The sequence below is a fragment of the Tsukamurella sp. PLM1 genome (assembly GCF_023168325.1).
GTDB lineage: Bacteria > Actinomycetota > Actinomycetes > Mycobacteriales > Mycobacteriaceae > Tsukamurella.
Window position 1 is genome coordinate 1,376,421 of sequence record NZ_AP025688.1, and the last position, 21,025, is coordinate 1,397,445.

Consider the following 21,025-nt stretch of genomic DNA (forward strand, 5'->3'; position numbering starts at 1 on the left):
CGGCAAGGCCGGTGAGAACAGGGTGATCACCACCATCCGCACGTGCGAAAAGATCAACTCGCACTGCACGGGGTACGACATGATGCTCATCGGCCGCGTCGACAAATTCGGCCACTGCGTCATCCCGGGCATGAACGGGACCACCTGGTGACGTGATCGATCCGACGCTGCCGCTGGTCGGCCTCGTCGGCGGTGTCCTCGCGGGCGTATCGCCGTGCGTGCTGCCCGTCCTGCCGGTCGTCCTCCTCGGTAGCGCCGCCGACGCCGAACGTACCTCCCGGTCCAGGCCGGTCGCGATCGTCGCTGGCCTGGTCCTGAGCTTCTCGCTGTTCACACTGTTCGGCGCCGTCGTTCTGTCCCTGCTGCACCTGCCTACCGGGGTGATCCGGTGGGCGGGCATCGGTGCGCTCCTCGTCCTCGGCGCCGCGATGCTGCTCCCGCCGCTCGAGCGGCTGCTGGAGCGGCCGTTCGCCCGCCTCCCGCAGCGCGTCCCGGCTCTCAAGTCCGACGGTGCCGCCGGCGGCTTCGTCCTCGGGCTCGCGCTGGGCGCGGTGTACGTCCCGTGCGCGGGCCCGGTGTTGGCCGCGATCGCGCTCGCCGGCGCCTCCGACACCATCGGCCCGCGCACCCTGATCCTCACCGCAGCGTTCGCGGTGGGCACGGCCATCCCATTGCTCGCGATCGCGTTGACCGGGCATCGTCTCGCCGAGCGGGTCCGCGTCCTGCAGCGGCACGGGCGGGCGATCCGCATCGCCGGTGGTGCCGTCGTGATCGCGCTCGCGGTGGCGCTGGCGCTGAACGTGACCGACCTGATTCAGCGCCGCGTGCCCGATTACACCCAGGCGGTGGGGGACCGCCTCGGCGCGGCGGCGCTCGCCCCGCAGGTGGCGGGTGACGGTTCACTGCAGCAGTGTCAGCAGGCCGCGTTCACCGGCACCCTCGAACTGTCGGACTGCGGCCGTGCGCCCGAGCTCACCGGGATCGAGCGGTGGCTGGGCGGGGAGCCGCTCACCCTCGCCGGATTGCGGGGGAAGGTGGTGCTGATCGACTTCTGGGCCTACTCCTGCATCAACTGCCAGCGCGAACTGCCGCACGTGCAGGCGTGGTGGAAGAACTATCGCGACAACGGGTTCCAGGTGATCGGCGTGCACACCCCGGAGTACGCCTTCGAACACGACGCCGGAAACATCGCCGCGGGAGCGCGCAAGCTGGGCCTGACGTTCCCCGTCGCCGTGGACAACCGCACCGCGACCTGGACCGCCTACCGCAACGTCGCCTGGCCGGCCGGCTACCTGATCGATGCGGAGGGCACCGTCCGGCTCGTGACGCTGGGCGAGGGGCACTACGACAAGACGGAAGCCGCGATCCGGTCGCTGCTGTCCGCCGCGCGCCCCGGCACCGCGCTGCCGCCGGCGACCGACGTGCCCGACGCCACGCCGCGCGACCGCGACCGGACGCCCGAGCTCTACCTCGGCTCCGAGAAGCAACGCGGCTTCTCCGGTGCCGGCGACTACGCCGGAACGAGGCTGTTCACCCTCCCGGACATCGTGCGGCCCAACACCTTCGCGCTCGCAGGGACGTGGACCGTCGGCGCCGAGGACATCCGTGCGGGCGAGGGCGCGGCGATCACGCTCGCCTACGCGGCGCAGAAGGTCTACCTCAACGTCGGCGGCACCGGCAGCCTCACGGTCACCGAGGGCGGCGCCACCCGCACGATCGCCGTCGACGGTCCGCCGGACATCCGCACCGTCGTCGACCGTCCGTCCTCGGGCACGGGCACCGTCGACATCGCCCTGAGTCCCGGCCTCGCGGCGTACTCGTTCACCTTCGGCTGAGCGCCGGGCCGACCGCGAGGACCTCGGTCGCCGCGCGAAACGCGCAGAAGTGCGGGTAACAAGCGCAACCGCGCGCTGTGAACCCCATCACGCCCATGCTCCTCGTGTTACCCCGATCACTCATCCACGAGGAGAGAGCCCATGCTGACAGTCCTGGGACTGACCATGGTCGCGGCGTTCATGGTCGTCATCATGGCCCGCCGCGCGACACCGATCGTCGCGCTGATCGCCGTCCCGGTGGTCTTCGGCCTACTCGCCGGCGCCGGGACCGGCATCGGGAAGATGATCGTCGACGGCATCGAGGACCTCGCCCCGACAGCCGCGATGCTGTTCTTCGCGATCGTCTTCTTCGGCGTCATGATCGATGTGGGACTGTTCGACCCGGTCGTCAGGACGGTGGTGCGGCTCGTCGGGGAGGACCCGGCGAAGCTCGTGGTCGGCACGGCCGTGCTGGCCGGTGTCGTCTCGCTCGACGGTGACGGTTCCACCACGTTCATCGTGACCACGTCCGCGCTGCTGCCGCTCTACCTCAAGCTCGGTGTGAGCCCCGTGGTGCTCACCGTGGTCGCGGGGCTCGCCAACGGCACGATGAACATCCTCCCGTGGGGCGGCCCCACCGCCCGCGCCGCCGCGGCGCTGAAGATCTCGCCGTCGGAGGTCTTCGTCCCGATGATCCCGTCGCTCATCGCGGCCATGATCGTGGTGCTCGCGTTCGCCTGGCACCTCGGTCTGATGGAGCGGAAGCGCCTCGGCAGCATCGTGATCCGCGAGCGCGTGCTGGCGGGCGTCGCGGCGGGAGGCGGGGGCACCGTCGGCGACGGTACCGGACCGTCCCGTCCGGCCGGTGGTGCCGGCTCCGATGCCGGCTCCGGCGCGGAGGACGGCGCGCTCGCCCCGATCAGCGGTGTGCACGGCGACCCGAAGCGGCTGTGGTTCAACGCCGGCCTCACGGCGGCGCTGCTGTCCGTGCTCACCGTGGACCTGCTGCCGATCCCGGTGCTGTTCATGATCGCCGCCGCGATCGCGCTGGCCGTCAACTTCCCGAAGGTCGCCGACCAGCAGGAGGCCATCACGCGCCACTCGAAGTCCATCGTCTCGGTGGTCGGCATGGTGTTCGCGGCCGCGGTTCTCACGGGCGTCTTCAAGGGAACGGGCATGGTCGAGTCGGTGGCCGCGTGGGTCACGGGCGTCATCCCGTCCTCGATGGGTCCGCACCTCGCGGTGATCACGGGCGTCCTGTCGATCCCGTTCACCTTCCTGATGTCCAACGACGCCTTCTACTTCGGGATCCTGCCGGTGCTGTCGGAGACCGCGAACGCCTACGGGATCAGCGCAGCCGAGATGGCACGCGCGTCGATCACCGGCCAGCCCTTCCACATGCAGAGCCCGCTGGTCCCCGCGATCCTGCTGCTCGTGGCGCTCGCCGGCGTGGGCCTGGCGGACCACCACAAGAAGGTGCTCTGGCGCGCCGCCGTGGTCTCGCTGGTGATGTTGACCGTCGGCGTCCTTGTCGGCCAGATCCGTTCTGAACGGCGCGTGGGTGACTAGGCTGTGGCGATGCCCAGGATCAGGCTGCGCACGCAGATCCTCCTGCTCCAGGTGGTGATCATCATCGTCAGCCTGGTCGCCGGATTCGGTATCGTGCTGCACCGCGTGGACGGCGAGACCCGCGCCGAGTACGGCGAACGGGCAGTGGCGATCGCCGAGACCGTCGCCTCCGACACCGACGTCCGCGCCGGCGCCGCGGCCCAGTCCGCGGCCCGGCGCGCCGGGCACGCGGCGACCCGGCAGGAACTCGCCGGCGCGGCGCTCCAGCGCCAAGCCTCGGCCATCGCACAACGCACCGGGGTCCTGTTCGTGGTCATCGCCGACGACGCGGGTTACCGGATCGCCCACCCCGATCCGTCCCTGCTCGGCGCGCCGCTGAGCACCGACCCGTCCACCGCACTCGGCGGCGATGTCGAAGTCGCGCAACAGCGTGGGACTCTCGGTGATTCCGTGCGCGCGAAGGCTCCGATCCTCGGGAACGACGGTAGCGTCGTCGGCCTGGTCAGCGTGGGCATCTCCACCGAGACGGTCGCGGAAGCCGCCCGGCGTACCCTGCTGCTCCTCGCGGGCCTGGCCGCGTTGGCGCTCGCCGTCGGCGTCGTCGGGTCCGGGCTCCTCGCCCGACGGTGGCGGCGCCTCACGCTCGGCCTCGAGCCCGAGGAGATGGCGGAGCTCATCCGCGAGCAGAACGCCGTGCTGCACTCCGGTTCCGAGGGCGTGATCGCGATCGACGCGCAGGGAGTCGCCCGGGTGATCAACGACCGGGCCCGGGAGCTGCTGGGCGTCACGGCCGAACCGGGTACCCCGCTCGCGGAGCTGGGCCTCACGGATCGTGTCGCGGGCGTCGTCGCCACCCCCACCGAGGTACCGGTCGCGGCGGCGGTGAACGAACGCGTCGTCCTGGTGGCCTCGCGGCGGGTGCACCGCGGCGACACCGATCTCGGCACCGTTCTCACCGCGGTCGACCGCACCGACGTCGAGGCCCTGACCCGCGAGCTCGACTCCGTGCAGGCGATGAGTTCCGCGCTGCGCGCGCAGCGGCACGAGTCCGCGAACCGGGTGCACGTGGTCGCCGGCCTGCTGCGCGACGGCCGCACCGACGAGGCGCTGGCGTACCTCGACGAGATCGCCGGCCGGCCGGGGGTGTTGCCCGTCTCCGGCCTCGACCGGCTGGACGAACCGCACCTGAACGCGTTCGTCTCGGCGAAGGCCGCCCGGGCCCGGGAGAAGGGCGTCACCCTGCGGATCGGCGGCGACACCGCGCTCGTCGGCGTGCTCACCCACCCCGTCGACACCACGACGCTGGTGGGGAACCTGCTGGACAACGCCATCGACGCCGCGGCCGACGGCGCCGAGCCCCGCGAGGTCGAGCTCGACGTGCTGCGCGACGGGGACGATCTGGCGATCATCGTCTCCGACAGCGGGCCCGGCTTCGCGGTCGACGACCCGTTCGCCGAGGGCGTGACCACCCGCACCGATCCGACGGTGCCCGGCGGCCGCGGACTCGGCCTCGCGATCGCCCGCCAGGTGGCCCGTGGCCACGGGGGAGAGGTCACCGTCGTCGCGCGGGGCGGGCCGGCCGCGCCCGACCCGACCACGGTGATGGCGACACTTCCCGAAGGGGTGCGTGACGATGCCGCGTGACCTGCGAATCCTGGTCGTGGACGACGATTTCCGAGTTGCGGCGATGCACGCGAAGATCGTGGACGCGATGGTCGGGCTGGCCACCGTCGGGTCGGCGCGGACGCTGTCCGAGGCCCGTACCGTCCTCGACCGCGAGCGCGTCGATCTCGCGCTGGTGGACGTGTACCTTCCGGACGGTTCCGGCATCGACTTCGTGCGCGGGGCGCGGTGCGACTGCTTCATTCTGGGCGCCGCCGACGATTCCGCCAGCGTGCGAGCGGGATTCGCCGCCGGCGCGCTGCAGTACCTGATCAAACCCTTCCCGGCGACGGAGCTGGCGCGCCGGCTCGCCGCGTACACGGCTTACCGCCGTATCCTCGATGGCGCCCAGGTGACGCAGGAGCAGGTCGACGCCGCCGCGTCGGTCCTGCGCACGGACCGCGCGCCGGCGCGGCGGGACGACGGCGGCTCGGTGACGGAGAAGCGGATCGTCGAGGCGCTGCGGGCCGCCGACGCCGCGCTGCTCGCCGACGACATCGCCTCCGAGGTCGGCGTATCGCCGGCGACCGCGCGGCGCTACCTCGCGGAACTGGTCCGCGAAGGCACGCTGACGATGGCGCTGCAGTACGGCACCACGGGGCGGCCGCGGCAGTTGTACGCGCTGGCGTGAGCGGCGCGCGCCGAAGCGGCCCCGGCCGCGTCGTCGGGATCTACGATCGTTCGCATGCATAAGCGGCATTTCGTCTCGTCCGGATTGGCCCTGTTCTCGGCGCTCGCGGTGGCCGCGGCGCCCGTGTCGATCGCGCCCGCGGGCGCCGCACCGGATACGTCCGGGCTCGACGCCGCCCACTACGCGGGCCCGGTGCCCGCGCGCGGCGGAAGCTGATCAAGTCTGTCCCGCTCGCGGCCGGGCTGTCGCTGCCCGGAGCGGGAACGGCGAAGCGGGTGCTCTACTCGACCACCGATCAGCACGGTAAGCCGGCGACGAGCACGGGCGCGGTCTTCCTCCCGAAGGGGACCGCCCCGGCGGGCGGGTGGCCGGTGATCGCGTGGGCCCACGGCACCGTCGGGCTGGGGGACGACTGCGCCCCATCGGCGAACCCCGCTCCGCGCGGGACCGGGAGTACCTCGGGCACTGGTTGGCGCAGGGCTACGCGATCGTCGCGTCGGACTACGCGGGCCTCGGCACGCCCGGCCTGATGAGCTATCTCAACAGCGTGTCCACGGCGCACAACGTGGTCGATTCGGTGGTCGCGGCGCACGGCGACCGATCGCTGCCGCTGGCGAAGAAGTGGGCGATCGTCGGGCAGTCGCAGGGCGGCGCGGCCGCGGTGAACAGTGCGCGCCACGCCACCGCGTTCAGCGCCGGCAGCGGCCTCGACTACCGCGGTGTGGTGTCGACGGGCACGCCGTTCCGGATCGAGGAGATCGTCAAGAAGGCGGGTCCGTCGATGAAGCTTCCCGGCGGGCTGAGTTCGGCCGCCACGGCCTACACCGCGTACATCGTGGCCGCGTTCCGCGAGGCGGAGCCGCAGCTCGACGTGAACTCCGTGCTGACCCCGGCCGGTAAGGCGGCGGCCGCGAAGGCCGAGGTGCAGTGCTACGCGCAGCTCAGCGAATCGCTCACGGGCGCCGACCCATCCGGCTTCTTCTCCCGCGACCTGTCCACGTTGCCCGGCAGCGGTGCCGCCCTGGACGAGTACATGGGCACGCCGACCACCGGGTACGACCGGCCCGTGTTCCTCGGCGTCGGGCTCAAGGACAAGGACGTGCCGGTGCAGTCCTCGATCGCCCTGGCCGCCGCGCTGCGCAAGGGCGGCGCCACCGTCGAACTGCACCAGTACCCGGATGCCGACCACAGCGGCGCGGTCCTCGAATCCATGAAGGACTCGACGCCGTTCCTGGCCCGCGTCTTCGCCCGGTAGGGAAGACCTGTGCGGCGCTCGAGCGTCTGTTCGTGCTGTGGCGGGCCGGCGAGCGGGATCACGCCGTTTCGCCGTCGATCGCGCACAGTTCTCGTCCCGCAGTGCTCAGTCGGAACCGCAACGGTCGTAGGGACACGATCTCGACGAGTCCCGCATCGACGAGGATCTGCGTCTTCGTCCTGACGGTGCGCTTGGAACGAGGTCCGGCATCCGTGAGCTCTTCGAGCGTGACGGCGCCGGTGAATCCGAACAGAGCCACCTGTCCGAGCGCATGCAGGATTCCCCGGTGGTCGTCGTCGACGGGTACGCGGGCCGGCGCGATCTCGCGCACGGCATCGGTCAGCGCATCGAGCGCGGCCCTCCGGTCGGTGAGATCGGTCATGGCGCGATGCAATGACTCCGCGACGATCTCCAGCATGGTCTCGACGAAGGGCGTCGCATCGGCGCGGTTCAGCGGATGCTCGACATCGGCGAACGCCTGGTAGTACCGGTCGCGGTTATCGAAAATGGTCGCTGACAACGCGAACCACGAGATCGGCGAGAGCCGCTCGGCGAGGTCGAGTGCCAGCAGGAAGCGGCCGGTTCTGCCGTTGCCGTCGTAGAAGGGGTGAACGACCTCGAAGATCAGGTGCGCGATCGCCGCTCGGATCAGGTGGGGGATGTCCTCGTCGCTGCGCTGGGCGAGCATGACGGTCAGCCCTGCGTCGATCGCGGCCTCGGGCACCACACCCGTGTGGACGACCTTCTGCCCCGAGGTGATCCTGACGATGTCTGCACGGAACCGTGCCCCGTCCGGCGCATCGCCCGGGGCGACCTCGCCTCGCGTGACGGCGTCGTACAGGTCGCGGACATCATCGAGGGTGCCCGGTGCGGACACGCTGCGGTCGCCCAGCGCGGCGTACAAGCGGACCATCTCCCGGAAGCGGCGATCGCCCGTCGGCTCATCCGTCAGCGACTCCAGGGCATCGGCGATTTCGCGGCGCGTCGAGTGGACGTTCTCGATCTCGTTGGTCGCCTGGATCTCCTCGATGATCATCGACGAGAAGTAGTGATTCCGGGCGACCGGGAGGAGTTCGGCCCAGGTCTCCGCCACGCGTGCATCGAGCACCATGATTCGCTCGGTCAACGCTGTGATTCGTGGCGTCGTCAAGCAGAACAGCGAGTGTTCACCGATACGGAACTCCCACGAGAGCGCAGCGGGCGAAGCCCTCCGCGACGCCTCCTCGGCATCCGCTCCAGAGATGTCGCGTTGGTGAAAGACCGATTTGAGCGTGCGATAGGCCACGATTCACCCTCTCGCTAGTGGCAAAGATGGGGCTGTTGGACAAGTATGCCACGTCGCGCAGGGCACTTAAATGGAAGATTCTCTCAATTTTGACAATAAGAGCGGCGAAGGGTGTCGTCCAGATGTCAGCTGACGATGTCCTTGGTGCGGAAGCCGCGGACGGCGAGGGCGAAGAAGACGACGGCGATGCTCACGGACAGCGACGCGCCCTGGGCCATCGCCGACCACTCGATGCCGGGCTGCAGCAGGTCGGTCCACGCGTACTGCCAGTGCGCGGGCAGGGCGGAGCGCAGGCCGCCGAGTGCCGTCACCTGGTCGAGCACGCTGCCGATCACGGTGAGCCCCACGGCCCCGCCGACCGCGGCGAGCGGCGCGTCGGTGCGCGTGGAGAGCCACAGCGCGAAGCCCGCCGTCGCGAGCTCGGAGACGATGATGAACGCGGCGGCCAGCAGCAGCCGCCACAGCGCGTCGCCCGCGGCGAGCGGTGCCCCGGCCGGGGACTGCAGCGGGCCCCAGCCGTAGGCGAGGGTGCCCGCGAGCAGCGCGACCGCCACCAGCAGCCCGATCGCCGCCACCGAGAGGACCAGGGCCACGACCGATTTGGTGATCAGCAGCCGAGTCCGAGGGACGGGCGCGGCCAGCAGGTAGCGCAGCGACGACCAGTCGGCCTCGGACGCCACCGCGTCGCCGAAGAACAGCGCCACGGGGATCACCAGCAGGAAGCCGGTACCCGCGATCAACACCGTCGCGGTGAGGTTCAGCCCCGACGCGGTGGCGACGTCGAACATGGACGGTCGCCCACTGCCGCGGTCGGAGTCATCGCTCCCCACCGCGAGCGCCACGATCAGCACGATCGGCAGCGCCGCGAGCAGCGCCGCCATCACGAGGGTGCGGCGCCGGCGTAGTTGCCGCGCCAGCTCGACGCGCACCGTCAGCGTGCGGCCGGAGGCGTAACCGGGTGCGGCACCGTCGTTCTCGGTCACGGATGCGGTCATGCCCCGTCTCCCGTCAGCTGCAGGAACGCGTCCTCGAGGCTCCGGGATCCGGCGCTGCCGTCGCCCCGGATGATGTCTTCGACGGTGCCCGCCGCGATCAGCCGCCCGCGGCGCAGCACCACCACGTGAGTGCAGGTCTGCTCGACCTCGGCGAGCAGGTGGCTGGAGACGATCACCGTCCGCCCGGTGGCGCCGTAGCGGACGATCGCGTCGCGCATCTCGCGGATCTGCGACGGGTCGAGCCCGTTGGTCGGCTCATCGAGTACCAGCACATCGGGCTGTCCGAGCATCGCCTGTGCGATCGCGAGCCGTTGCCGCATGCCCTGCGAGTAGGTGCGTACGGGCCGCTCGATGGCGGCGCCGAGATCTGCGATGGCGAGGGCGTCGTCGACGTGGGCGTCCTCGGCGGGCCGCCCCGTGGCGCGCCAGTACAGGTCCAGGTTGGCGCGCCCCGACAGGTGCGGTAGGAACCCGGACCCCTCGACGAACGCTCCCACCCGCGAGAGCACCGGTGCTCGGGCTCGATCTCGTGCCCGAACACTCGGATGTCGCCCTCGTCAGGGGTGATCAGGCCCATCAGCATGCGGAGCGTGGTCGTCTTGCCCGCGCCGTTGGGGCCGAGCAGGCCCAGCACCTGCCCGCGCTCCACGCGGAACGTCACGTCCTGGACGCTGTAGCCGTCGCCGCCGGCGTACTTCTTCGACAGGCCGGTGACCTGCAGCGCCACGTCGGCGAGCGCGGGATCCGGCTTCGGGTCCGCGGTTCCGATGACGCCCTGCCGCCGCAGCGTCAGGAGCGCGGCCGCTACGGCCACGGCGACGACCGGCAGGACCCACACCCACGTGGGAAGGGGGCGGGGTGCCGTCGTGAGGCCCGGAACCTCGGGGACGGTGAGCGGGCCCGTCGCGGTCACCTTGTAGGTCGTCGGCGCCGCCGGCGAGAGGTAGCCGAGGTCCGTGGTGGACAGCACGACGCGCAGGCGGTGCCCCGCGTCGAACTCGTGGTCGATGGCCGGTAGTCGCACGGTGGTGTCGGCCCGGCCCCCGGTCAGCGGGATCCGGACGGGCGCCGCGAGCTGCTGCGGGAGGACCGGCGCGCCGTCCGGGCCCACGTCGTACAGCTTCGCGAACAGCACCGCGTCGGGTGCCGACGATTCGACCGTGATCGGCACCGTGGGGCTGCCGGTCACGGTGACGTCCTCGGTCAGGGGCGCCGACTCGAAGACCGCCGACTGCGAGGGCAGATCGCGCGAGAGGCCGCCCGAACCGAGCAGGGCCGCAGTCGAACCGACGGCGCCCAGCCCGGGGACCCCGGAGATCGACGGCGGCGCGCCGCCCGGCGGGTTCTCGGCGAGCCGCGGCCCGCCCTCGAGCTCGACGGTGCGCGTGACCGCCCCGCCGAGCCCCGGGTACGCGTCCGCGGTGGCGGAGCGCACCGTCCGTTCACCGGTCTCGCGGTCGATCCCGCCCGACCGCGACACCTGGAACGCCGGAACGGCGGCGGCACCGTCGTCCCCCTTGAGGTACCGGTCGAACCAGTCCAGGGTCCGGGCGTCCACGCGCGGATCTTCCTGGTTCCCGCCGTCGTGACCGGCGGCGATCCAGTCGACCGCGACGGGCGCGCCGTTGGCGGCGATCCTCTCGGCCGCGCGGTCGGCGTGCGCCAACGGGAACAGCGAGTCGAGCTCGCCCTGTGCGAGGTAGGTGGGGACCCGGATCTGCGCGCCGACGCTCGCGGGGCTGCGAGCCGCGAGCAGCGCGCGGTCACCGTCGGTGAGGGCGCCGCCCTGTGCGACGCGCGTGTACATCTCGCACACCGCGAGCTCGAAGCGGGCGCATCCGCCGCCCATCGTGAACAGGATCCCCGCCCACTGCTTCTTGTAGACGCCGCCGGGGAACAGGGCCTGCTCCAGATCCCAGTACGCGATGCGCGGAGCGATCGCGTCCACGCGCCGGTCGTGCCCGGCGAGCAGGAGCGCGAGTGCGCCGCCGTAGCTGCCGCCCGCGACGCCGACCCGCGGATCGCCCGGCGCGTCCTGCCGCACCTCCGGGCGGCCCGACAGCCAGTCGAGCAGCCTGCGGGCGTCCGCGACCTCGGCGTCGGGGGAGTCGAGCCCGATCAGGCCGGTCGACTCGCCGAAGCCGCGCGCCGTGTAGCTGAGCACCGCGTAGCCGGCCCGGGCCAGCTGTTCCGCCTCGGCGCGCACGTCGTCCTTCGATCCGCCGAAGCCGTGCGCGAGGAGCACCGCTGGGGCGGGCCCGGCACCGTCGGGCCGGAAGAACGAGGTGTCCAGGCGTACCCCGGCCCCGTCGATCATCTGGTCGGTGTGCTGGACCGACGGTGCGCCGTCGCGCCCGGCGAGGCCCAGGCCGCGAAGGCGGCGAGCACGATCACCACCGCGGCGAGCGCCGCGCCGATCAGGACGGGGCGGCGCGGGGTTCCGCGCAGGCGAGGTAGGGGCACCCGCCCAGGATATGTGCGAATCGCACGGTTCGGCCGGGCGAGCGGTTCGCCTGGGCGGACGACTCGTCGCGACCCGGCTCTGACTCCTGCCGCGCCGGCGGGCGCGACGACCGTGTTCAGCGATACGGATCGGTGATCTCGCGCAGTTTCACCAGGGCGGCGCGCATCTGCCGGTAGGCGTCGGCGCCCAGGTAGTCCTCCCATTCGCGTTCCACGCGGGCCACCTCGGCATCGGCGGCGGCAGCGGCTTCGGCTCCCCGCGGGGCGAGTCGGACGAGGCGCGCGCGTCCGTCCGTCGGGTCGGGGACGCGTTCGACGTAGCCCGCGCGCTCGAGTTGGTCGACGAGGAAGCCGGCGGTCTGCTTGGTCACCTGCGCCTGTTCGGCGAGATCCGTGAGCCGCGTACCGTCGGGGCCGATGCGCTGGCCGATCCGCGCCTGCGCGAGCGTGATGTCCGTGAAACCCGCCGCGCGGGTCGCGTCCATGGCGCGGTTCTCGATCGCGCGGTACGCGACGAACAGCATGACCCCGGTTCCGATCTCCACCCTTGCGATGGTACAAGAGGCTGACTAATATTGGTCAGATACTCTGACTGATTGGGAGGTCGTCATGGACGAACAGCGGGCGTGGCGGGTGATCGCCGCGCAGCGCATCGCCATCGCGGACCTGCTCGACGGGCTGACGCCGGAGCAGTGGGCGGTGCCGTCGCTGTGCGCCGGCTGGACGGTGACCGACGTGGCCGGTCATCTCGCAGCGGTGCTGCGGCCGGCCTCGGCGCGCGCCACGCTGTCCGCGGCGGTGCGGGCCCGCGGGCGCCTGCACGGCATGATCGACCTGCTCACGCGGGAGGCGGCCGCGGAGTACGGCATCCGCTCGGCGGCGATGCTGCGAGCGGAGGCGACCAGCACTTCGCTGCCGAAGCTGACCAACTGGCGGAACATCCTGTTCGACACCCAGATCCACGCGCAGGACATCGCCCGCCCGCTGGGGCTGCGCCTGCCGCTGGACGTGGACGCCGCGGCGCAAGGCGCGGACCGCATCTGGCGGGTCGGGTTCCTGTTCGGCGCCCGCAAGCGCTTCGCGGGGCTGCGCTTCGAGGCGTCCGACGCCGAGTGGTCCGCGGGCGAGGGGCCGCTCGTCCGCGGCCCCGTCGCCGACCTCCTGCTGGTGCTGTCGGGCAGGCCCGCGGGCCTCTCCGGGCTCGACGGTGCCGGCGTCCCCGTCGCCGCGGAACGGCTCGGCGTCAGTCGCTCAGCATGTCCTTGACGAGGGGGACCACCTGCTCGCCGTACAGGGTGATCGAGCGCATCAGGTCCGCGTGGGTCACCGGCTGGTCGTACTTCAGGTCGAACCGGTCGACCCCGAGCGTGCGCACCGTCGCGGCGATCCGTCGCGCCACCGTCTCCGGCGAGCCGAGGTACAGCGAGCCGGTCTCGACCTCACGCTCGAAGTCGCCGACGCTCGGCGGCGGCCAGCCGCGTTCGGAGACCATGCGCTGCCGCATCCGCATCCAGCCGTCGTGGGCCAGCTCGCGGGCCTGCTCGTCGGTCTCGGCGACGAGGCCGGGGAGTGGACTGCGATCGGCTGCGGGGAACCGCCGAATTCGTTCTCGGCCCGTCGGAACAGGTCGGTGTAGGCGGCGAACCGATCTGCCGGGCCGCCGATGATCGCGAGAAACAGGCCGAAGCCGTACCGGGCGGTGCGGACGACCGATTCCGGGCTGCCGCCCACGCCCACCCAGGCGCGGATCCCGTTGGCCGTGGTCGGGTACACCCGCTGCTCCGACAGGGGCGCCCGGGTGCTGCCCGACCAGGTGACCGGCTCCTCCGTGAGCAGGGCCGCGAGCAGCGCCAGTTTCTCCTCGAACAGCACCTCGTAGTCGGCCAGGTCGTAGCCGAACAGCGGGAACGACTCGGTGAACGAGCCGCGGCCGGCGACGATCTCGGCGCGGCCGTCGGAGACCGCGTCCAGCGTCGCGAAGCGCTCGAACACCCGCACCGGATCGTCGGAACTGAGCACCGTCACCGTCGACCCGAGGCGGATCGACTCGGTGCGCGAGGCGACCGCCGCGAGCACCATCTCCGGGCTCGAGACCGCGTAGTCCGCGCGGTGATGCTCGCCGACGCCGAAGAAGTCCAGGCCCGCACGGTCGGCCGCGACGGCCTCGTCAACCAGGTCGCGGATCACCTGCGGATGGGGCAGCGGCTCGCCCTGCGCGTCCTTGGTGACACCGCCGAACGTGTCCACGCCGAACTCGGGAATCGTCATGTCAGTCATAGTACCGATATAAACGGACTCAGGTCCGAATTTGTTTCCGGTGACTCAGACGACGCCGTGCAGCGGCGGCCGCTCCTCGTTGAGCGTGAACCGGCCCAGGTGGCGGACCTTGTACCGCACCGGATCGTGCAGCGTGTGAGTGCGCGCGTCGCGCCAGTACCGATCCAGGCCCGCATCGCCCGCGGCGCTCCGCGTGCCACTCACCTCGAACAGCGCCGACGGCACCTCGACGGCGGCGCGGTCCGCGAGCACTTTCGCGGTGGCGACGGCGAGGGAGGCCTCCGCCGCGGCGTCCGGTCCCGGCGTCGCGAACACGGCGTCCACGGCCCGCGCCGCGACGGACAGTGCCGCCTCCGCGGCCCGAACCGTCACCGTCAGCTCGCCGAACCGCTGGACGGTGAGCGGGTCGTCCTGCGCCCGGTCCACGCCGGCCTCGAACCAGGGCCGCGACCTGGTGCGAACGAAGTCGGCCGCGGCCTCGAGCGCGCCGCGGGCCACGCCCGCGTCGATCGCCACGTGCAGCAGCTGCGCGAAGGCTCCGTAGCCGGTGGGCTCGGAGACCGCGGGGTGCGGGGCAGAATCGCGTCGAGCGGGACTGCGACGTCGTCGAAGCGGACAGTGCCGCTGCCGGTCGTGCGTTGGCCCAGGCCGTTCCAATCGTCGGCGATGGCGATGCCGGGGGTGTCCGCGGGGACGAAGGCGACGACCTGCTCGTCGGAGTCCGCGTCGCGGGCGAGCACGGCGAGGAGGTGTGCGTAGGGCGAACCCGTGCAGTAGAACTTCTCGCCGTCGAGGTGCGCGCCGTCGGGAGTGCGCGTCAGCGTGGTCGCCACATCGGCGACCGTCCTGCCGCGCTTCTCGGACTGCGCGTTCGCGATCCGCGCCCCGTCGAGCACCTGCTCGAAGATCTTGCGCTGCAGCGCCTCCGAACCAGCCAGGCGCAGGGCGGTGAGGTACACGTAGTGGCTGTGCGGGATCTGCGCGAGCGAACCGTCGGCGGTCGCGAGGGTGCGGAAGACCTCGGCGACGACGGACGGCGGCAGGTCCGGCCCGCCGAAGCGGGCAGGCACCGTCAGCGCGAACAGCCCGGCGTCGGAGAGGTATTCGACCTCGGCGTGCGGCAGGCGCCGCTCCCGGTCCCGCTCCGCGGCACCGTCGGCGAAACGCGCCGCGAGTTCCCGCGCCGTGTCGACGGCGGCCTCGGCGGAGTCGATCGCCGCGGCGGGCCGCGCATCGGTTGCGGACGCGAGGGTCACACCAGCGCCCCGGAGCGGCTCGCCTCGATCTCGCGGACCAGGGCAGCACCTTCTCGCCGAAGTACTCGATCTCCTCCTGGAAGTGCAGGAAGCCGCCCAGGATCAGGTCGACGCCCAGCTCCTTGTATGCGACGATCCGCTCCGCCACCTGCTCCGGCGTGCCGATCAGCTGCGTGCGGAAGCCGTCGTTGTACTGGACGAGGTCCTCGAAGGACGAGTCCGCCCACATACCGCGGCCGTCGCTGGTGGACTTGCCCGCCTGCTGCACGGCATCCCGGAAGCCCTCGACGGCGGGCTTGTTCGCCTTCTCCACGATCTCGCGCAGGGTGTCCCGCGCCTCGGACTCGGTGTCGCGGGCGATGATGAAGCCGTTGAGGCCGAACTTCACCTCGCGCTGCGCCTCCCGAGCTACGCGGCGCAGGTCGTCGAGCTGGTCCGTGACGCCGTCGAAGTCCTTGCCGTTGGAGAAGTACCAGTCGGCGTACTTGCCGCCGTTGACGCGTGCGGCGGACGAGTTGCCGCCCTGGAACAGCTCCGGGTTGGGGCGCTCCGGCGTGTTGAGCGGCTTGGGTTTGAGGGTGAAGTCGCGGATCCGGTAGAAGTCGCCGCCGAAATCGACGTTGTCCTCGGTCCAGATCTTCCGGATCACTTCGAGGAACTCTGCGCTGCGGCGGTACCGCTCGTCGTGCTCGAGCCAGGGCTCGCCGAGCGCCTTGAACTCGCCCGCGAACCAGCCGGAGACCACGTTGATCGCGAACCGGCCGTTCGAGAGGTGGTCGGCGGTGGCGCCGAACTTCGCGAGGACGGCGGGATGCCACAGCCCAGGGTGCACGGCGGCGATCACCTTGAGCTTCTCCGTCGCGCCGAGTAGCGCGAGGCTGAACGAGGTGGACTCGTGCTGGTATTCGGCGCCGTAGCTGGCCATGTACCGCACCTGCGAGAGGGCGTACTCGAAGCCCACTCGCTCGGCGGTCTGGGCCAGCTTCTTGTTGTACTCGAAGTCCCAACTGGTGCGCTGTTCGATGTCGCTGGTCACGAGGCCGCCCGAGACGTTGGGCACCCAGTAGGCGAACGTGATCTGGTCGGCGATCTTCTCGGTCGTCATCCGTGCAGTCCTTCTGTGCGGCTAGGAGGTGGGGGAGAGGTCGGGCAGGAAGGCGCCGCGGACGGGCTCCGACGGTGCGCCGCCGCCCGCGAGCAGGCCGCGCGCAGCCAGGCGGGGTCGGACGCCCTCGCCGAAGTGGTAGGCCTCCTCCAGGTGCGGATAGCCCGAGAGGATGAAGTGGTCGAGGCCGAGTGCCGCGTATTCGGCGATGAGATCGGCGACCTCGTCGTGCGAGCCCACGAGGGCGGTGCCCGCGCCGCCGCGGACCAGGCCCACGCCGGTCCACAGCCCGGGGTACACCTGCAGGCTGCGGGCGTCCGCGGCCTCGTCGAAAGCGGCGCCGCCACCGTGCAGTTCGCGCATCAGGCGCTGGCCCTCGGACTCGCTCCGGGCCAGATTGGCCTGCGCCGCGCGGACGGCCGCCGGGTCGAGATTGGCCAGCAGGCGGTTCGCCTCGGCCCACGCCTCCTCCGACGTGTCGCGCGAGATCACGTGCAGCCGAATGCCGTACGTCAGTTCGCGGCCCTGGGTCGCCGCGAGGCCGCGGATCCAGTCCAGCTTCTTCTTCACCTGCGCTGGCGGCTCACCCCAGGTGAGGTACGTGTCGGCGTACTTCGCTGCCACGTCGCCCGCCGCGGGCGAGCTGCCGCCGAAGAAGACCGGGGGCGCGGGGGCGGGGCGGCGGGCGAGGACGGCCCCTTCGGTGCTCAGGTGCTTACCGTGCACGGTGACCGGCTCGGACGAGGTCCACAGCGTGCGGGTGATGTCGAGGAACTCGCCGCAGCGCTCGTAGCGCTCATCCTTGCTGAGCGTGTCGCCGAAGGCGCGCTGCTCCGAGGATTCGCCGCCCGTGACCACGTTGAGCAGGACGCGGCCGCCGGACTGCCACTGCAGAGTGCTCGCCATCTGCGCCGAGAGCAGCGGGCTCACCAGCCCCGGGCGCAGCGCGACCAGGAACTTGAGGGTGCTGGTCGATTCCGCGAGCAGGGCAGCGGTGAGCCAGGCGTCCTCGCACCAGAGTCCGGTGGGGATGAGCACCGCCTCGAACTCGTTGGACTCAGCGGCCAGCGCGAGCTGCTTGAGGTAGTGCAGGTTCGCGGGCCGGTCGCCGCTCATGGAGCTGCCGTGTCCGCCGGCCATGAGGTTCCGCGAGTCCCCGTAGGTGGGTAGGAACCAATGCAGGTGGAGGGTGTTCGCGGAGCTCACGGCTGCCTTTCGTCGGTCTGACGGTGTCGAGGCGCCAGTCCACCACCGAAACCGGCGGGGGTGAAGATTTCCGATCGCGGTGCGTCGAAGATGCGAAGTTACCGAACGGTAGTTAGAGTGAGGAAGAGTGTTAGTTAGAGTTCCGTAGTGAAGTGAGGTGTCGAGATGTCGATCGAAGCCGTGGACGCCGCCGGCGCTGCCGGTACGGGGCAGGAGCCCGACCCGCTGGCTCGGACCATCGCCGAGACGTTCGCCCGGTACGCGGACCGCCCGGCGTTCGCCGAGCGCGAGGGCGGACCGTCGGCCCGTACCGGGAGACGACGTACGCGCAGGTGTGGGAGCGCGTGACCGCCCTGACAGCGGCGTGGCGCGACGGGCTCGCCCCTGGCGACTTCGTCGCGATCCTGGGCTTCACCAGCACGGACTTCGTGGCCGTCGACCTCGCGACCACGCTGCTCGGGGCGCCGAACGTACCGCTGCAGGCCGGGGCTCCCGTGTCGCGGATCGCCGCGATCCTCGCCGAGACGCGGCCGGCGATCTTCGCCGTCAGCGCCGCCGAACTCGAGCTGGCCGACGCCGCCGTCGCGCAGTCCGGCACCGCGCCCCGCATCGTCGTCTTCGACGGTGCCGCCCCCGGGCGGGCCTCGCTGGATGCCGAGATCGACCGCGGCCGGGTCCTGCCGGCGTCGGAGCCGTACATCGCCGCCCCGGGCGAGGACCGCCTGGTGACGCTGATCTACACCTCGGGGAGCACGGGCACGCCCAAGGGCGCGATGTACACCGAGCGGCTGGTCCGCGACGCGTGGAACCTGGTGGAGAGCATCGTCGACGAGGACATCCCCGCCCGCGCGCTCCTGCACTACCTGCCCATGAGCCACATGTACGGCCGGAACTGGTTGATCGCCGGCCTCGCCGCCGGCGGCACGGGCTACTTCGCCTCCGCGGCGGACATGTCCAGCCTGTTCGACGACCTCGGCGCCGCCCGCCCCACCGCCCTGGCGCTCGTGCCGCGCGTGTGCGAGCTGATCCACCAGCGGTTCCTCGCTCTGGAGGCAGAGAGCGGCGCGGAGGCTGCGCGGACCCACCTGCGCGACGAGGTGCTCGGCGGCAGGGTCACCGCGGCGATGTGCGGCAGCGCCGCGCTCTCGGCGGAGCTGCAGGCGTTCATGGAACAGCTGCTGGGCGTGGCCATCCGGATCGGGTACGGCTCCACCGAGGCGGGCGGCGTGATCGTCGACGGGGTGGTGGCCCGCCCGCCGGTGACGGACTACAAGCTGATCGACGTCCCGGAGCTGGGCTATCGCACCACCGACCTCCCACACCCGCGCGGCGAACTCCTGGTGCGCACGAACCAGTTGATTCCGGGCTACTTCCGTTCGGACAAGCGGATCCTCGACGACGAGGGGTACTACCGCACCGGCGACGTGATGGCCGAGCTGGGACCGGACCGCCTCGAGTACGTGGACCGGCGCAGCAACGTGATCAAGCTGGCGCAGGGCGAGTTCGTGCCGATCGCGCAGCTCGAGGCGGCGTACTCCACGAGCCCGCAGGTGCGGCAGATCTTCCTGTACGGCACCGGCGAGCGCGCCTACCTGCTGGGCGTCGTGGTGCCGGCGCCCGGCCCCGCCGGGGAGACCGACGACGGGGCGCGGGTCCGCGTGCTCGACGCGCTCGCCGCCGTGGCGCGCGAGCAGGGGCTCGCCGGTTACGAGGTGCCCCGCGACGTGATCATCGAGCGCGAGGCCTTCTCGCAGGAGAACGGCCTGCGGTCGGGGATCGGCAAGCTGGTGCGGCCTGCGCTCACGGCGCGCTACGGCGACGCGCTGGACGCGCTGTACGCGGCTGCCGACGAGCGGCATCGCGCCGGCCTGCGGACCTTGAGCGCCACGGCACCCGTGGTGGATTCGGTTCTCGCCGCGGCCGCGCTGACGTTGGGGGTGGACGTACAGGACCTCGACGCCGGGACCCGGTTCGGGGAGCTCGGCGGCGATTCGCTGTCCGCGCTGACCCTCGCCACCACTCTGGAGGACCTCTACGACGTGCCCGTGCCGGTCCAGGCCATCGTCGGGCCCACCGCCACCCTCGGCGGTGTTGTCACGCACATCGAGAACGCCCGCACCGGCGGCGTCGCGGCGCCCACCGCGGCGTCGATCCACGGCGCGGGCGCCACCGTCGCGAGGGCGTCCGACCTGACCCTCGACCGCTTCCTCGACGACGGCGTGCTGCGCGCGGCGCCGACCCTGCCCGCGCCGGTGGGGGAGCCGCGCACCGTCCTGCTGACCGGCGCCACCGGGTACCTCGGGCGGTTCCTGCTGCTGGACTGGCTGCGCCGCGTGGCGGCGAACGGCGGCACCGTCGTGGCGCTGGTGCGCGGCGCCGACGCCGGCGCCGCGCGGCGCCGCGTGTTCGACGCGATCGGTACCGCCGATCCGGACCTGACCGAGGAGTTCGCGCAGCTCGCGGCGAAGCACCTCGAGGTGGTGCCGGGTGACTTCGGCGGCCCGGCGCTCGGCGTCGACGACGCGACGTGGAACCGCCTCGCGCAGGCGGTCGATCACGTGGTGCACTGCGGCGCGCTGGTCAATCACGTGCTGCCCTACGACCAGCTGTTCGGCCCCAACGTGGCCGCCACGGCCGAGATCGTGCGGCTCGCGCTGACCTCCCGGCGCAAGTCTATCGACTACGTCTCGACCGTCGCGGTCGTGCCGCAGGACGACGGCCGGGTGCTGGCGGAGACGGACGACGTGCGCATGCACGGCGCGCAGCGCCGCATCGGCGCCGACGCGTACGCGAACGGCTACGCCGTGAGCAAGTGGGCGGGCGAGGTGCTGCTGCGCGAGGCGTCCGACCTCGCCGACCTGCCGGTGCGCGTGTTCCGCTCCGACATGATCCTGGCGCACAGCCGGTTCCGCGGCCAGTACAACCCGGTGGACCAGTTCACCCGGCTGCTGCTGAGCATCGCGGAGACCGGGCTCGCGCCCGCGTCCTTCTACGTGCCCGACGCCACCGGACGGCGCCCGCACTACGACGGCCTCCCGGTGGACTTCACCGCCGAGGCGGTGGTGCGGCTGGGCGCGGCCGGGCGCGAGGGCTTCCGCACCTACCACCTGCTCAACGTCAACGACGACGGCGTGGGCCTGGACCAGTTCGTCGACTGGATCGCGCAGGACCGCCCGGTGGAACGGATCGCCGATTACGCCGAGTGGCTCGCGCGGTTCGAGGCGGCGCTGAAGGCCCTGCCCGAGGCGGACCGCCAGCGTTCGGTGCTGCCCCTGCTGCACTCTTTCGCGCACCCCACCCCGGCCGGCGCGGCGTCGGTCCTCACGGCGGATGAGCTCCGGGCCGCCGTGCGCGCCGAGAACGTGGGCCCCGGCGACATCCCGCACCTGGACCGCGCGCTGATCGAGAAGTACCTGCACGGCTTCGAGGATGCGGGATGGCTGGCGCCGCGCAGCCCCCGCTGAGCGGTTCATCCACAACGAAGCGTATGTAACTTGTTTTCTCCAC

At 71.7% G+C, this 21,025-nt stretch carries 14 protein-coding genes and 4 pseudogenes; 8 read left to right on the forward strand and 10 right to left on the reverse strand.

Translation table 11 applies throughout. The features are described 5' to 3' along the window. Window positions 1-22: 22 nt before the first annotated feature. The 6 genes and pseudogenes from MTP03_RS22630 to MTP03_RS07255 all read left to right on the forward strand — a co-directional run bounded on the left by MTP03_RS22630 (window position 23) and on the right by MTP03_RS07255 (window position 6,931). The gene (locus MTP03_RS22630; RefSeq protein WP_256465236.1) at window positions 23-151 is read left to right on the forward strand and encodes a hypothetical protein; all 129 of its coding nucleotides are present in this window, start codon (window positions 23-25) and stop codon (window positions 149-151) included. Window position 152: 1 nt separating this feature from the next. Next, complete coding sequence (locus MTP03_RS07235) at window positions 153-1,835, forward strand: cytochrome c biogenesis protein CcdA (protein WP_248491398.1); 1,683 nt, start codon at window positions 153-155, stop codon at window positions 1,833-1,835. Window positions 1,836-1,976: 141 nt separating this feature from the next. Then, the gene (locus MTP03_RS07240) at window positions 1,977-3,383 is read left to right on the forward strand and encodes a CitMHS family transporter (RefSeq protein ID WP_248491399.1); all 1,407 of its coding nucleotides are present in this window, start codon (window positions 1,977-1,979) and stop codon (window positions 3,381-3,383) included. Window positions 3,384-3,392: 9 nt separating this feature from the next. Beyond that, on the forward strand, window positions 3,393-5,027 hold the full coding sequence (locus MTP03_RS07245; protein ID WP_248491400.1) for a sensor histidine kinase: 1,635 nt from the start codon (window positions 3,393-3,395) through the stop codon (window positions 5,025-5,027). Continuing rightward, window positions 5,017-5,676, forward strand: coding sequence for a response regulator (locus MTP03_RS07250; RefSeq protein WP_248492075.1), 660 nt, complete (start codon window positions 5,017-5,019; stop codon window positions 5,674-5,676). Before MTP03_RS07245 ends, MTP03_RS07250 begins: the two co-directional genes overlap by 11 nt. A gap of 54 nt (window positions 5,677-5,730) precedes the next feature. After that, window positions 5,731-6,931 (forward strand): annotated as a pseudogene (locus tag MTP03_RS07255) (prolyl oligopeptidase family serine peptidase). A gap of 58 nt (window positions 6,932-6,989) precedes the next feature. Here MTP03_RS07255 and MTP03_RS07260 read toward each other — a convergent pair. From MTP03_RS07260 to MTP03_RS07285, 6 genes are all read right to left on the reverse strand, one after another. Beyond that, window positions 6,990-8,042, reverse strand: a complete 1,053-nt coding sequence (locus MTP03_RS07260) for a Fic family protein (protein WP_248491401.1) — start codon at window positions 8,040-8,042, stop codon at window positions 6,990-6,992. Between the two features lie 299 nt (window positions 8,043-8,341). After that, the gene (locus MTP03_RS07265) at window positions 8,342-9,211 is read right to left on the reverse strand and encodes an ABC transporter permease (RefSeq protein WP_248491402.1); all 870 of its coding nucleotides are present in this window, start codon (window positions 9,209-9,211) and stop codon (window positions 8,342-8,344) included. Further along, window positions 9,208-9,429 carry a hypothetical protein gene (locus tag MTP03_RS07270; protein WP_248491403.1) on the reverse strand — a complete coding sequence of 74 codons (222 nt, stop codon included), beginning with the start codon at window positions 9,427-9,429 and terminating at the stop codon, window positions 9,208-9,210. The genes MTP03_RS07265 and MTP03_RS07270 overlap by 4 nt, the downstream gene beginning before the upstream one ends. Then, window positions 9,384-11,528, reverse strand: a complete 2,145-nt coding sequence (locus MTP03_RS07275; protein ID WP_371820914.1) for an alpha/beta fold hydrolase — start codon at window positions 11,526-11,528, stop codon at window positions 9,384-9,386. The genes MTP03_RS07270 and MTP03_RS07275 overlap by 46 nt, the downstream gene beginning before the upstream one ends. After that, a complete protein-coding gene (locus tag MTP03_RS07280) occupies window positions 11,525-11,674 on the reverse strand; it encodes a hypothetical protein (protein WP_248491404.1) in 150 nt (49 codons plus the stop codon). The genes MTP03_RS07275 and MTP03_RS07280 overlap by 4 nt, the downstream gene beginning before the upstream one ends. Window positions 11,675-11,790: 116 nt before the next feature. Next, window positions 11,791-12,198, reverse strand: a complete 408-nt coding sequence (locus MTP03_RS07285; protein WP_248492076.1) for a MarR family winged helix-turn-helix transcriptional regulator — start codon at window positions 12,196-12,198, stop codon at window positions 11,791-11,793. 85 nt (window positions 12,199-12,283) lie between these two features. Here MTP03_RS07285 and MTP03_RS07290 point away from each other — a divergent pair, with 85 nt between their 5' ends. Beyond that, window positions 12,284-12,940 carry a maleylpyruvate isomerase family mycothiol-dependent enzyme gene (locus MTP03_RS07290; protein WP_248491405.1) on the forward strand — a complete coding sequence of 219 codons (657 nt, stop codon included), beginning with the start codon at window positions 12,284-12,286 and terminating at the stop codon, window positions 12,938-12,940. Here MTP03_RS07290 and MTP03_RS07295 read toward each other — a convergent pair. From MTP03_RS07295 to MTP03_RS07310, 4 genes and pseudogenes are all read right to left on the reverse strand, one after another. Beyond that, window positions 12,918-13,942, reverse strand: a pseudogene (locus MTP03_RS07295) (Atu2307/SP_0267 family LLM class monooxygenase). The gene MTP03_RS07290 and the pseudogene MTP03_RS07295 sit on opposite strands and share 23 nt — an antisense overlap. Window positions 13,943-13,996: 54 nt before the next feature. Continuing rightward, window positions 13,997-15,207: pseudogene (locus tag MTP03_RS07300) on the reverse strand (SfnB family sulfur acquisition oxidoreductase). Next, window positions 15,204-16,312, reverse strand: a pseudogene (gene sfnG / locus MTP03_RS07305) (dimethylsulfone monooxygenase SfnG). Before sfnG ends, MTP03_RS07300 begins: the two co-directional pseudogenes overlap by 4 nt. Before the next feature lie 21 nt (window positions 16,313-16,333). Next, window positions 16,334-17,452, reverse strand: a complete 1,119-nt coding sequence (locus tag MTP03_RS07310; RefSeq protein ID WP_248492077.1) for an LLM class flavin-dependent oxidoreductase — start codon at window positions 17,450-17,452, stop codon at window positions 16,334-16,336. Between the two features lie 218 nt (window positions 17,453-17,670). On the opposite strand from MTP03_RS07310, the gene car reads away from it, so the two are divergent. Then, window positions 17,671-20,982: a carboxylic acid reductase gene (car, locus tag MTP03_RS07320; RefSeq protein WP_305852786.1), complete on the forward strand. Its 3,312-nt coding sequence runs from the start codon at window positions 17,671-17,673 to the stop codon at window positions 20,980-20,982. Window positions 20,983-21,025 lie beyond the last annotated feature (43 nt).